We start from the raw sequence: 13,516 nt of genomic DNA, 5'->3' as shown, positions 1-13,516 counted from the left end.
TTCGATATGGCTGTAGCCTTGGTCCAGCACCAGGGCGGCGGCCTCTCGCTTGAACTCGGCGGAGAACGTACGTCGTTGCTTGCTCATCAGACACCTCTCTAACGGCGAGGATTCTCGCCTAAATCGGTGTCCGGGATCAGTAGACCACTACAAAACCTCAGATGAGGGGCCGGAAGTGCAAAGATCCGTTATAGCGGCTTGAGTCGTTCAATTACTCGGAGCGAGGGTTACATCTGGCATATTGCGGCCCTTATACAAGGCGCTACGCCAGAAATGCATGGACACTTCAGACCATCCCTAACTCAAATGCCCAGACAAGCTTCATCTAGACTTACTGAGCGGGACTGGAAGCTAAAGGCGAGTGGAGTGCTAGAAGGCAGATGTCCATGCCCTTGGTGACAACGGTCCGGCATCAAGGGTTGTGTCTTGTTCCATCAAGGCGGAATACGCGGTTCTCGGAGGGTCAGCGATGCTCGACTACCTATGCCACCGGCTACCCAAGCCCTGGTGGCTAGGGGCGTTGCTGAGCGCGGCATCTTTCTCCACCCCGGCCGAAACTATTGTGACCTTGTTGGTCGACGAGAACTACCCGCCCTATGCCTACCGGGCAGCCGATGGAACGGCCACCGGTATATACCCGGACATCCTTCGTGCGGCTGAGACACAGCTGCGTGGTTACCGCTTGAGTCTGCAACCCACGCGATGGCGACGTGCGTTGGCCGAGGTCGAGGCTGGACGAGCACTGGCGGTGGTGCCACCCTTTTTCCGACCACAGGAGCGGCCGTTCATTGGCCGCTATTCGACACCACTTCTGGAAGAACAGGTGGCGGTGTTCTGCCGCCACTCGGTATTTGCTAAGCGCCCACGCCAGCTCTGGCCTGAGGATTTCCAGGGACTGCGCTTCGGCGTCAACTTAGGCTCGCTCTCAGGGGGCACAGCGTTCTGGCAGGCGAAGTCGAACAAGCTGATCAAAGTCGAGGAGGCTCCTGGAACACGCTCCAACTTACTCAAGATGCTGCGCGGACGGATCGACTGTTTCGCCTTTGACCGCATATCCACGCTCAGTGTGTTGGCCGAGCTTAAGCGCAGCGGAGATTACGACGAGGCCAGGGACGGGCGTATCGTAGAAGGACCGATTCTGAACAAGGACACCGCACACGTCGGCTACACCAACCGCGACCAAGGCCGCTTCCCTTTCAAAGAAGATTTCGCTACACAACTGGACACGGCACTCGACGCGATGCGGCGCGCTGGGGAGGTTGACCGAATCATCCAACGCTATACGGATTGAAGGATTCGTGCGAGCCGATGTCGGTCGATTACTGCTGGCTCAGCAGTTTGCGCAGCGGTACGCCATCCTTCAGCACTGGCGACTTGATGACGATATAGCTGAAGTACTTGGATATTCCGATGTTCTTGTCTAGCAAGCCCTCCATAACCTCCTGATAGTGCTGAATGCTGCGGGTCATGAAACGTGCCAGATAGTCGTAGCCTCCGCTAATCAAATGGCACTCCAATACCTCATCGACCAATCGAATGTTGGACTCGAATTTCGCAAAGTCTTCGCGCTTGTGGTCGCTCAAGGTTATCTCGGTGAACACCGTTACTGACTCGGTAATCTTGGCCAGATTGAGGTGGGCACTGTAGCCGGAGATATAACCTGCCGCCTCTAGCCGCTTGACCCGCTGCAAGCATGGGCTGGCTGAGAGTCCTACGGCATCGGCCAGGCTGACGTTGGTTATGCGGCCGTCTTTTTGCAACTCAACCAGGATGTTGATGTCGATCCGGTCCAGCTTGACTACACCTTCCATCGCCTACCTCTCGAGTAACCGATTCGATCTTTCTAACAAATTCAGCGACGCAATGACAGTTGATGTTGCGCCACCAAGTCGGCCATGCTGCTAGCGCAAAAGTCCGCATTCGCCGGTTGGGCATACTCAGTCTCGTCGCGACGGATAAGACAAAGGTCTACCGACGCTGGCGTGTTAGCTGACGGGGCGGAAACCAGCAGGATATCTTTGGGTTCCAAGTCATTGGCTGATAGCCAGGCGGGATCCAACAGCGGATTGACGGACCGAGACAAGAGATCTTCGGGAGGGATCCCCAGGCGCTCGCAGAGCGCATCGCGGTCGGCATTATCGCGATCGCCGTACACTAGCAGTCGATAGAACTTGCGCAGGTACAACATCGCGCCGGGCGCGTCCTCGAACAGCGACCAGTCGCCAGTCGAGCGAGCAAACGTCATGCCCTCCTCCCAGCTGCTTTCGAGCCCCAGGCGTTGCGCCAACTGACGGTGCGCGAAGCACAGCAGACCGCCGAAGCCGAGTTCGCCGAAGCGTGGATAAAGCGACTGGGCAACCTGCCTGAACTCGGCCAGTACCTCCTCCTTACTCAGTGAACCTGGGTGATTCTCGAGCAATGGCTGCAAGGCCACCCAGATACCGGAATCTCGATCGACCAGAACCTCGTCGCAGTCGACCAGCAATGCACGATAGTCAGTCAGTTCCATGGCCTTTCTAGGCTCCCTCGCTGCGTTTCATGAATATGAATCCCTGACAGCCTCGGCCGATGCCGCATGCCTGCATCGACCGAGGTCTGGGCTTAGTTCAGAACACGCTCCAGCGCTGCCTCGAGGATATCCAGCGCCTCATCGATTTGGGCCTCTTCGGTGACAAGCGGCGCGAGGAAACGCAGTACGTTACGGTGTACGCCGCACTTGATCACCAGCAGGCCGCCGTTACGGGCCTCATCGATGATTTTCTGATTGAGCTCGGGGTCGGGGCTGCGGGACGCGTCGTTCTTGACCATCTCAATTGCCAGCATGAAGCCAGTTCCGCGCACGTCGCCAATCTGCGGATAACGCGCCTGGAGGCGCAGCAGTCCCTGACGCAGGCGCTCGCCTAGCTGGTCGCCACGGGCCAGCAGTCGCTCGCGCTCGTAGGTCTCGATCACCGCCAAGGCCGCCGCGCAAGCCAGAGCATTGCCGCCGTAGGTGCCACCGAGGCCACCGGGGGTCGGCGCGTCCATGATCTCCGCCCTGCCGACCACACCCGAGATCGGCATACCGGCGGCCAGACTCTTGGCCACGGTGACCAAGTCAGGTTGGATGCCGGCATGCTGGAAACCGAACCATGTGCCGGTGCGGCCGAAGCCGGCCTGAACTTCGTCGAGGATCAGGACGATGCCGTGCTGCTCGGTCAGCGCCCGCAGCGCCTGGAGGAATTCCGGCGGCGCGGTGAGGAAACCGCCGTCGCCCTGTACCGGCTCGATGATGATGGCCGCGACGCGCTCCGGCGAGACTTGCGTGGCGAATAGATCGTTGAGGGCGTTCAGCGCCATCTCGCTGGTGAAGCCGCGATAGGCATTCGGGTAGGGGGTGTGGAAAACCTCAGGCGCCATGCCGAAGTTCTGCTTGTAGGGCAGGCTCATGCCGGTGAGGGTGGTTCCGAGCAGGGTGCGACCATGGAAGCCGCCACGGAAGGAGATCACCGCGGGGCGCTTGGTATGGGCGCGGGCGATCTTCACCGCGTTCTCCACGGCCTCCGCACCGGAGGTGAACAGCGCCGCCTTGTGCGCAATGCCGCTGGACCCGCCGACCAGCTCACACAGACGTTGTACCAGGTCGAGATAGGGCTGATAGGCCACCACCTGGAAGCAGGCATGGGTAATCTTCTCCAACTGCGTCTGTACCGCTGCGACCACTTGCGGATGGTTGTGACCGATATTCATCACACCGATGCCGCCGACGAAGTCGAGGTAGCGCTTGCCGTCGACATCCCACAACTCCGCACCCTGGGCTCGATCGATGACCAGCGGATGGGCGGTGACCAGGCCACGCGGCACGAACCGATCACGCTGTTGGAGCAGATAAGGGGTTTCTTCGCATTTGCTGTTCATGGCATCTCCCATAGTGAGCCGAGCAACCGGGAGGCGGCTGCGATGCTGATGAGGTTAAGCCTTCGCGGCAAAGTTCTAAGCCGAACTTGGCCGCCGAGAAATTCGGATCAACTGTTTTCCTCCCGGCAAACGGCAGAATCGGCCACGGCATGGAATCTGCCGGATTCGACCCGAGACAACTCGGCATGCTGCGTTCAGCGAGGCCATTTCGACATTTACTGCTCTGACGCTGCGGCACACTGGATGCCTTCGCATACAGGAGGAAATGCCCATGGCACTGCTCTACAAAGCCGACCCGGTGCGCGGCGAAAGATGGCAAGCGCTGTTCGCTGAACAGGCGCCGGATATTGAATGGCGTGCCTGGCCGGATATCGGCGACCCGCACGACGTCCGTTACCTCGCGGCCTGGCAGGCACCGGAAAATCTCGACTCATTGCTACCGAACCTGCAGGTGCTTTTCGCCCTATCGGCTGGTGTCGATCAGCTCGACCTGGGCCGCCTGCCACAGTCCTTGCCGGTGGTTCGTCTGCTCGATCCAGGCATCACCAAGGGCATGTGCGAATACGCCAGTTTCGCCGTGCTCGGGCTACACCGGGACATGCTGCGCTACCGTCAGCAACAGGCCGAGAAATGCTGGCAGGCGCACCGGTTGGTGCCGGCACACCAGCGCCGGGTCGGGGTGCTGGGCCTTGGTCTGCAGGCGCGGCAGATACTCACCACCCTGCAGCCCTATGGATTCGCCCTGTCCGGTTGGGCTCGCAGCCTGCACCACATCCCCGGCGTCGACTGCTTCGCTGGCCCCGATCAACTGCCGGCCTTCCTCGGCCAGTGCGACATCCTGCTCTGCGCCCTGCCGCTGACCGAGCAGACCCAGGGGATTCTCGACCGCGAACTGTTCCAACAGCTGCCCAAAGGCGCCGCGCTGGTCAACATGGGGCGCGGTGGCCATCTGGTAGAGGAGGATCTGCTCGAAGCCCTGGATAACGGTCAACTCAGCGCCGCGGTGCTCGACGTACTGCAGCAGGAGCCTGCCGGGCCGGATCATCCGTTCTGGCAGCACCCGCAGATTCTGCTGACCCCGCATATCGCTGCGATGACCCAACCGGAAAGCGCCTTTTCTGTGCTGCTGGAGAATATCCGTCGCCATCAGCGCGGCGAACCCATGCTCGGGCAGATCTACCGCAAGCAGGGCTACTAGTTCCCTGCTTGAACAACTTGCCCCCGGGCGAGTGCATCCCGTTATGACGTATGCCGAGGCGGGCGACGCCTCGGCATACGTCATTGGGTGATTACAAAAGCCACGACGGTCGTACACCGCCAAACGCTTAGCAAACTCCACGCACCGGAGCGAACCTGACACGAGTTCGAACCCGTCTTCGCTCGCAGAAAACAATTCTGCTGAATCTACATCGCGCTACGGCGGCGTCCCCTTCTTCTTCTGAAGTAGAACAGCAGTAGATACGGGCCGGGCAAATCATAATAAATCAAATGCCAATGATTCGCATTGAATATAAAATTCAAATGAAATCAATGCCCTCCCTATCGAAGGACGCTACCCACAATGCGCCATACCACCCTCGGGCTCTTCCTCCTGCATACGCTCTCGCCTGTCGCATGGGCCGAAGACCCGCCCGTTGAACGGGCTCCCTCTGCGCTGCAACTCGAGTCGACGACCATCAGCTCCTCCGCCGACAATTCGGAGCGCGCCGACGGACCTGTGGACGGCTACCGGGCTACACGATCAGCCAGCGCGACGCGCACCGACGTCGCGCTCCACGACACGCCCCAATCGGTCAGTGTCGTTCCCCGGGATGCGATCGAGGACAGCGGCGCGACTCGCCTTCGTGATGCACTCGACTATGCCGGAGGGGTCGGCCGGGCCAACAATTTCGGCGGCCAGGGTCTGACGACCTTCACCGTGCGCGGCTTCACCACCGGCGAGTTCTACCGTAACGGCTTTCCCATAAATCGGGGTTACCCCAATGCTCCGGACGCCTACACCATCGAGCGCCTCGAGGTCTTGCGGGGCCCCGCCTCGACCCTCTATGGTCGAGGAGATCCGGGCGGAACCTTCAACGTAATCACCAAGCAGCCCCAGGCCGAATCACGAGTGACGCTCGGCAGCCAGATCGACGATCAAGGTCTGCACCGCGCAACGCTCGACGCCACCGGCGCCCTGGATGAACCAGGCGATCTGACCTACAGACTGAACCTGCTGGGCGAGGGTGGCGACAGCTTCCGCGACGGTGTCGAATCGGAGCGTTACGGCATTGCACCGGTATTAAGCTGGCAGCTCTCCAATGCGACACGGATCGTCCTGGAGGGCGACTTCATGCGCAACAACCATCCGCTGGATCGCGGCCTGACCCGTTTCCCCAACCAGATCGGCAACCCCTCACGCGATATCAATGCCTGGGAGAGAGGCAGCGATAACCTCCTGCACAATGACAATGCCATGGTGCAACTGCGCTTCGATCATTGGCTCAACGACAGCTGGATGCTTGCCGGCGGAGTTCAGCAGTTGAACGGGACGTTGCAAGGCAATGCGGTCGAAGCAAATGGCCTGCAGGCCGACGGTCGCACCATGGGACGCAACTTCAACTACCGCAAGCTGGAGTGGGATGACCGCGACGTGCAGTTGAACCTAACCGGATACTTCAACGCGCTGGGCCTTGAGCACACGCTACTAACCGGCGTGGAGTACGAGGACTTCCACTACAAATCGCTCATTCGGCGATCCAGCGGAGCCCTCGGTTCCTATCCGATCGACATCTTCGAACCGGTATCGGGCCAGCCGCGCCCTGCTCTGACCCGCACTACCACCCACGACAACGAAAAGCTGCAGACCTGGGCTCTTTTCGTGCAGGACCAGATAACCCTCACCGAGCGACTCAAGCTTCTCGCCGGCGTGCGGATCGAACGTTTCGAACATGACTATCGCAACTATTTGCCGGGAAGTCGCAGCTGGGAGAAGGCCGACAATGCCATAACGCCGCGGGCCGGGCTGATATACGACCTGACCGACAGCCTGGCCGTCTACGTCAATGCGGCGCGCTCCTACAAGCCTAACAGTGGCGCGAGTCGTCTCGGCGCAGGCTTCGACCCGGAGCAAGGCAAGTCCTACGAAGTAGGCGTGAAGTGGGAAGCACTCGACGGACAACTGAGCGTCGACGCCGCGGTTTACCACATCGTCAAGCAAAACGTCCTGACCCTGGACCCACTCGATCCGAGCTTCAGCGTCGCGGCCGGTGAGGTGCTCAGCCGTGGCTTCGACCTGAACCTGGCCGGCAACATCACGCCCGAGTGGCGCATGATTGGAGGCTACGCCTTCGTAGATGCCGAAGTCAGGAAAGACAACAACCTGCCATCTGGAACGCCTTTGGCCAACATTCCACGCAACAGTTTCAGCCTGCTGAACATGTACGAACTCCAAGACGGTGCCGCTAAAGGCCTGGGGCTGGGCGTGGCGGTGAAGTACGTCGACGAGCGCGTCGGACAGACAAGTGCGACCACCTACGACATGCAGGGCTATGGCGTGGTCGACCTGCTGAGCTTCTACAAGCTCAATGAAGATGTCCGACTGAACCTGGATGTGAAGAATCTGTTCAACGAGGAGTACGAGGAGGGGGCGTTCAACTTCTATGCGTACCCCGGCGCACCGCGCACCGTTCAGTTCGGCATCGCCTACACCTTCTGACCGACACGGTCGGCTCTCTCAAGCACGGCCAGGCGCAGTTGCCTGGCCTCGGCGGCAGCACGAGTCATCCGAGCGCCCTCCGACTGGACAGCTACATGCCCGCAGCCTGCAGCTGAAGTGGATAGATCGCATCATAACCAGTCACGATGCGATAGATGACGCCCTCTCGCTCGAGATCAGTCAGGACGGCGTCGAGGCGCTTCTTGAAATCTTGCTTGTACGGATAGGCCTGCGGGTTGGTGCGGGTATAACCAAGATGCCCAGACTCACCGGAAAGCCAAGGGCCTTCGATCACCCAGCCAAGACCGTGCTGCCCGAAAACGCCGTCGCTGTGCATTTGCTCCAGCTCCCAGAGCACTGCACGGCGGTCGTTGATATAGGCATCCAGGCGGCCGCGATAGAGCATGGCCAGGCTTGTTCGGTTGTCCTTGACGTAGATCTGATGCAACTCGCCCCTGGCAAGCATGCGCTGGTAATCCCGATTGAGGACATTGATGAAGCCCCTGTTCTGGCCGATGCGCAGGCCGCCGTAGGCTTGCGGAAACTGCTCGTCCGGAAGTTTCCGGGCCACCTCGGCGCGCAAGAAGACCACCAGCTTTTCCCGCAGTATGGGCCGCGAATAGTCCATCCACGGCCGCTCGCTGGGCCGGTAGTACGGCGGATACAGGGCAAAGGCCCGGCCCTTGGACAATTCCCTAAGCGCGCGCGCCCAGGGCAAGGGACGTATATGTACGCGATACTCGGGCATGCGGGCGAAGGCCGCACGCAGAATATCGTGGTAGAGCCCCTTGGCCTGGTAGCCCTCGGCATAGCTGTAAGGCGGATAGCCGGCGTCACAGAGAATGGTCACCTCGATGGGCGGGCTCGCCCAGCTACCGGCATTCAGCCCGCACGCCAGCATCCCGACCAACAACCTACGCATATCCAGTCCCTTGAACGGCACGGCCGCCGCCGAATCTCACGCAAAAAAAAGCCCGCAGTGTGAACGGGCTAAGAGGGTTACGAACCAGCTGATTAGACAAGGATTTCAGAGCGCCGATGCGATTGCGGCCCCGACATCTTGGGTCGAACCTTGTCCACCAAGATCGGGGGTGATCGGCCCTTCGGCGATGACCCGTTCGATAGCCCTGAGGATTCCGTCGTGGGCGGCCCGGTAACGCTCGTCGCCATTCCCGAGGAAGTCCAGCATCAGCGCGCCGGACCAGATCATCGCAATGGGGTTGGCGATGTTGCGTCCGTAGATGTCCGGCGCCGAACCGTGCACCGGCTCGAACAGCGAGGGGAAACGCCGTTCCGGATCCAGGTTCGCCGACGGCGCGATGCCTATGGTGCCGGCGCATGCCGGGCCCAGGTCCGAGAGAATGTCACCGAAAAGGTTCGAGGCTACCACCACGTCGAAGCGATCGGGCTGCAGCACGAAACGCGCGCAGAGAATGTCGATGTGCTGCTTGTCCCAACTCACTTCAGGGTACTGCTCGGCCATCCGCTCGGTGCGTTCATCCCAGTACGGCATGCTGATCGAGATACCGTTGGACTTGGTCGCCGCGGTCAAGCGCTTGCGCGGTCGAGTCTGCGCCAGGTCGAAGGCGAACTTGAGAATCCGGTCCACACCACGGCGCGTGAACACCGACTCCTGCAGCACGAACTCATGCTCGGTGCCCTCGAACATCTTGCCGCCCACCGAGGAATATTCACCCTCGGTATTCTCGCGGATCACCACGAAGTCGATGTCGCCCGCTTCGCGACCGGCCAGCGGACACGGCACGCCCGGGAACAGGCGTACGGGACGGATGTTCACGTACTGGTCGAAGTCGCGGCGGAACTTGAGCAGCGAGCCCCACAGCGAAATGTGATCGGGCACCTTGTCCGGCCAACCCACGGCACCGAAGTAGATGGCGTCGTAGCCCTTGAGCTGTTCGAACCAGTCGTGGGGCATCATCTGCCCGTGCTCCAGGTAGTAGTCGCAGTTAGCCCACTCGAGCACTTCGATGCTCAGATCCAGATCCCACTTACGAGTAGCCTGTTCGAGCACCCGCAGCCCTTCGGGCAGCACTTCCTTGCCGATGCCATCGCCGGCAATCGCAGCAATTCTGTATGTCTTGCTCATGCGTCAGTCCCCTAGAATTCGCCTCAAGCGCCCAGCAGCCCACCGATATGGAAAGCCTTGATTTCGAGATACTCGTCCAGCCCGTACTTGGAACCCTCGCGGCCCAGGCCGGACTGCTTGACGCCACCGAACGGCGCCACCTCCATCGAGATCAGTCCGGTATTGAGTCCGACCATGCCGAACTCCAGCGCCTCGCCGAAACGCCAGGATCGACGCAGATCCTGAGTGAAGAAGTAAGCGCCGAGGCCGTACGGGGTGGCGTTGGCCATGGCCAGCGCCTCTTCTTCAGTGCTGAAGCGCATCAGCGGCGCGACCGGCCCGAAGGTTTCCTCGTTGGCCAGCAACATGCCGGCATGGGCCTCGCCGAGCACCGTCGGTTTGACGAACTGGCTGTCGCCTTCTGGCGTACCCCCGCAGAGCAGGCGGGCCCCCTGGCTCAGGGCATCGTCGATGTGTCGGGCGACCTTGCTCACTGCCGCGGCATTGATCAGCGGACCGATGGTGACAGCGGACTCCATTCCATTGCCGACCCGGAGCTTGCCCACCTCCTCCACCAGGCGCGCAGCGAAGCGCTCGTAGATGCCGTCCTGCACCAGGATTCGATTGGCGCAGACGCAGGTTTGCCCGGCGTTGCGGAACTTGCTCTGCATCACCCCGGCGACCGCCTGTTCGAGGTCGGCATCGTCGAACACGATGAAGGGCGCATTGCCGCCCAGCTCGAGGCTGAGGCGCTTGATCTGGTTGGCGCTCTGGCGCATCAGCAAGCTGCCCACGGCAGTCGAACCGGTGAAGGAAATCTTGCGCACGGTCGGATTGCTGGTCAGTTCCTCGCCGATGCCCGCCGGCATGCCGGTAATCACGTTGAATACCCCTGCAGGGATGCCAACGCGCTCGGCCAGCACTGCCAACGCCAACGCCGACAGCGGCGTCAGATCGGAGGGTTTGACCACGATCGGGCAGCCAGCCGCCAGGGCTGGCGCGCATTTGCGGGTAATCATCGCATTGGGGAAGTTCCACGGCGTGATGGCCGCGCACACACCGACCGGCTGCTTCAGGGTAAGCAGGCGACGATCGCCGCTAGGCGCGGGAATGGTTTCGCCATACACCCGGCGAGCCTCCTCGGCGAACCATTTGACGAAACTGGCGCCGTAACGAATCTCGCCCTGGGCTTCAGCGAGCGGCTTGCCTTGCTCGCAGGTCATGATCAGTGCCAGATCGTCGAGATTGTCGAGCATGGCCTCATACCAGCGCTCGAGCAGGGCGGCACGCTGCGCGGCGGGCCGTGCTCGCCAGGCAGGCCAGGCACGTTCGGCCGCTTCGATGGCGCGGCGAGTTTCGCTGCCCTGCAGAGCTGGAACCCGGGCGAGACACTCGCCGTTGGCAGGGTTGACGACATCGAGAGTGGCGTCATTGTCGGCGCTCACCCACTGGCCATCGATATAGGCACGTTCCACCAACAGGCTGGGATCTTTCAGACGATTCTTCAACATGGTCGAGTCCTGTTCCGAGACAGACTTCAGTCTATTGAGCCGAGGCAGACGAGGATGCTGAAAGCGCCGCTAGAGCGGTGACGGATGCTGAAATTCATCCGCCAACGGCAGGCTCTGCCGATGCTCCGCAACAGACACGCCGGGCGTCGACTCAGATCACGAAGTGCCTGACCATATCGCTCATCTCCCCGGCGAGATCCGCGAGTTTGCGGCTGGACAGCTGAGTCCGATCGGCTCCACTGGAAGTCAGCGCGGCGACCTCGCGAATATTGAGCAGATTCCGATCCACCTCGCGCGCTACCTGGGATTGCTGCTCGGTGGCGCTGGCGATGCACAGGTTCCGTTCGTTGATTTCGGTGATGGCGCCGACGATGCGCTGCAGTGCCGCACCAGCGGCGCGGGCCACCTCCAGGGTCTCCCGGGTTCGCCCATCGCTGCTGCGCATGGCCCGCAACGCCTCCTGACTACCCTGCTGCACCGCGCCAATAATGGTTTCGATCTGCCGGGTAGAATCCTGGGTGCGCCGGGCCAATGCCCGTACCTCGTCGGCCACCACGGCAAAACCGCGGCCGCTTTCGCCGGCCCGCGCCGCTTCGATCGCCGCATTCAGGGCCAGCAGGTTGATCTGCTCGGCGATCGCTCGAATCACGTCTAGCACCGAACCGATATCGTCGATGCGGCCGGCCAGAGACTGCAATGCCTGCGCAGTGCACTCGATATCGCCGGCCAAGGCCTCGATGGCATCGACCGTGCGGATAACGCTGTCCTGCCCCTGACGCGAGCAATGGTCCGCGGAGCGCGACACCTCGGAGGTGGACACCGCGTTGCGCGCCACCTCTTCGATGGCCGTGGTCAGCTGTGTCACGGCGGCAGCGGCCTGGTCGAGTTCCTCGCACTGGCGCTGCAGACCGCAGGAGGCCCCCTCCGTCACCGTGCTCAGCTCGCCCGAAGCCGTGGCCAACTGCTCTGAAGAGCAAACAATCTGCCTGACGGTGACGCGCAGATCGGTTTGCATACGGTGTAGCGCCTGCAGGAGACGAGCCGCTTCGTCGCGGCCGCCACTCGCCAGCGGTTGGCTCAGGTCACCCTTGGCGATACGCTCGGCGGCAGCCATGGCCTCACTCAACTGGGCAAGCAAACGCATAACGATCAATGCGGCGATAGTGCCACCAATCAGCAACAGTGCCAGCAGAGCGGCGGACATGAGCAGGGTGTGGTGGCGGTGTTCATCACGCCGCTCGCCCAGCCTCTTCTCGAGATCCATCAGCGCGGAGTCGCCAATCGCCTGCAAGCCGTCGATCGACCGAGCATAAGCGGCCAGGTAATCCGCCACCGGGTACGTCAGCTTCAAACCGGCACCACCGCCAGCAAAATCCAGTTCTATGGCCGAGATCAACTCTTTGTCGGTCAATGCCAAGGCTTTCTGGATCTGCGGACGCAGCGAAGCCAGCGGTGCCTCCAGCATGGCCGCGAGCGCCGGATCGGCGGCAGCAGCCTTGGCGAACGCGCGGCTCATCTTCTCGGCGCTGGCCAGCGCCTGGGCACTCAGCCCCATTAGGGCGCCCTGCTGCTCCGGCAGAATGTAACCCTGGGCCAGATACTGGGCGCCGTAGCTACGCAGCTGGCCGAACAGCTCGGCGGTCTGCGGCATCTCGATCAGCGCTGCGTCGATCAGCGCAGCGCTTTCCAGAAGCGGATCCAGCGCCAGCTCGAAGTGATCGAGCAAGGCATCTTCCATCAGCAGGCTGGACGCGATCAGCTGCGCATGCTGTTGCAGGCTCTGCCTGGCGCCGAGATCGCCCTGGCCGATCTTCTCGGAAAGGGTGCGCCATTGCTCACGCACCTGCTGCCAGGCGGCCAGCAGATCCGCTTCGACATCAGCTGCGTGCAGTGCCCGCTCGCTCGCCTCGACGGCACGTTGCAACTCGGCCTGTTTAGCCTGGCGGGCCTGCTGCAGGCTGCTGTCGCCGCCGAGCATGCTGGCGGTCAGGTCGCGATGTTGCTGGGTCAGCGCGACCAGCTGCAGCAGCGTCCGCACCGGCAAGACGCCACGCAATTCACGCTCGGCTTGGTGGCCGCTTTTCAGCGCGCCGACCAAGTACAGAGTGGTCGGCACCAGGACCAGGGTGAAGGCCAATGCACCGAGCAAGACGAACTTGGCGGAGAAAGAAAGGCGTTCCATAGCTTTCATGGCAGGGTTTCCAGAAGCGCTCGGAACTACGAGGAGCCTTAGCAGTCCCGCTTTATGGTTATAGTTTTTTGCCCACGACTGTCGCCTGCGTAGCCGCGCGGCCCGCCTGCGGGCGCGAGGCGGCCGTAGCAGAG

The 13,516-nt window shown here is 61.6% G+C and carries 11 protein-coding genes; 3 read left to right on the top strand and 8 right to left on the bottom strand.

Features of this window, described 5'->3' with window-relative positions; translation table 11 throughout:
- Positions 1 to 87: transposase (locus tag E8F11_RS24000; RefSeq protein WP_033895288.1), on the bottom strand; the 87-nt coding region annotated here is incomplete at its 3' end.
- A 382-nt stretch (positions 88 to 469) separates the two neighbouring features.
- On the opposite strand from E8F11_RS24000, the gene E8F11_RS23995 reads away from it, so the two are divergent.
- Positions 470 to 1,291, top strand: coding sequence for a transporter substrate-binding domain-containing protein (locus E8F11_RS23995; protein WP_280291407.1), 822 nt, complete (start codon positions 470 to 472; stop codon positions 1,289 to 1,291).
- A 28-nt stretch (positions 1,292 to 1,319) separates the two neighbouring features.
- Here the strand turns inward: E8F11_RS23995 and E8F11_RS23990 are convergent, their stop codons facing one another.
- From E8F11_RS23990 to gabT, 3 genes are all read right to left on the bottom strand, one after another.
- Positions 1,320 to 1,811 (bottom strand): winged helix-turn-helix transcriptional regulator, encoded by a 492-nt coding sequence (locus E8F11_RS23990; RefSeq protein WP_280291406.1) that lies wholly within the window; start codon positions 1,809 to 1,811, stop codon positions 1,320 to 1,322.
- Between the two features lie 41 nt (positions 1,812 to 1,852).
- A complete protein-coding gene (locus E8F11_RS23985; RefSeq protein ID WP_280291405.1) occupies positions 1,853 to 2,509 on the bottom strand; it encodes a 2-haloalkanoic acid dehalogenase in 657 nt (218 codons plus the stop codon).
- Positions 2,510 to 2,601: 92 nt separating this feature from the next.
- Positions 2,602 to 3,897: a 4-aminobutyrate--2-oxoglutarate transaminase gene (gene gabT / locus E8F11_RS23980; protein ID WP_280291404.1), complete on the bottom strand. Its 1,296-nt coding sequence runs from the start codon at positions 3,895 to 3,897 to the stop codon at positions 2,602 to 2,604.
- A 271-nt stretch (positions 3,898 to 4,168) separates the two neighbouring features.
- Here gabT and E8F11_RS23975 point away from each other — a divergent pair, with 271 nt between their 5' ends.
- Both E8F11_RS23975 and E8F11_RS23970 read left to right on the top strand, forming a co-directional pair.
- A complete protein-coding gene (locus tag E8F11_RS23975; protein ID WP_280291403.1) occupies positions 4,169 to 5,095 on the top strand; it encodes a glyoxylate/hydroxypyruvate reductase A in 927 nt (308 codons plus the stop codon).
- A gap of 363 nt (positions 5,096 to 5,458) precedes the next feature.
- Positions 5,459 to 7,594, top strand: a complete 2,136-nt coding sequence (locus tag E8F11_RS23970) for a TonB-dependent siderophore receptor (protein WP_280291402.1) — start codon at positions 5,459 to 5,461, stop codon at positions 7,592 to 7,594.
- Between the two features lie 91 nt (positions 7,595 to 7,685).
- Here the strand turns inward: E8F11_RS23970 and E8F11_RS23965 are convergent, their stop codons facing one another.
- The 4 genes from E8F11_RS23965 to E8F11_RS23950 form a co-directional block, all read right to left on the bottom strand.
- Positions 7,686 to 8,516, bottom strand: a complete 831-nt coding sequence (locus tag E8F11_RS23965; RefSeq protein ID WP_280291401.1) for a transporter substrate-binding domain-containing protein — start codon at positions 8,514 to 8,516, stop codon at positions 7,686 to 7,688.
- 105 nt (positions 8,517 to 8,621) lie between these two features.
- Entirely contained in the window at positions 8,622 to 9,701 is a 1,080-nt protein-coding gene (locus E8F11_RS23960; protein WP_280291400.1) for a tartrate dehydrogenase, read from the bottom strand.
- 23 nt (positions 9,702 to 9,724) lie between these two features.
- Positions 9,725 to 11,191, bottom strand: coding sequence for an NAD-dependent succinate-semialdehyde dehydrogenase (locus E8F11_RS23955; RefSeq protein WP_280291399.1), 1,467 nt, complete (start codon positions 11,189 to 11,191; stop codon positions 9,725 to 9,727).
- Positions 11,192 to 11,342: 151 nt separating this feature from the next.
- The gene (locus E8F11_RS23950; protein WP_280291398.1) at positions 11,343 to 13,382 is read right to left on the bottom strand and encodes a methyl-accepting chemotaxis protein; all 2,040 of its coding nucleotides are present in this window, start codon (positions 13,380 to 13,382) and stop codon (positions 11,343 to 11,345) included.
- Between the last annotated feature and the right edge of the window lie 134 nt (positions 13,383 to 13,516).

It is taken from the genome of Pseudomonas sp. BN417, from assembly GCF_029871205.1.
Lineage (GTDB): Bacteria > Pseudomonadota > Gammaproteobacteria > Pseudomonadales > Pseudomonadaceae > Metapseudomonas.
Note: the sequence above shows the minus strand (reverse complement) of the source record. Positions and strands in the feature narration are given on the sequence as shown.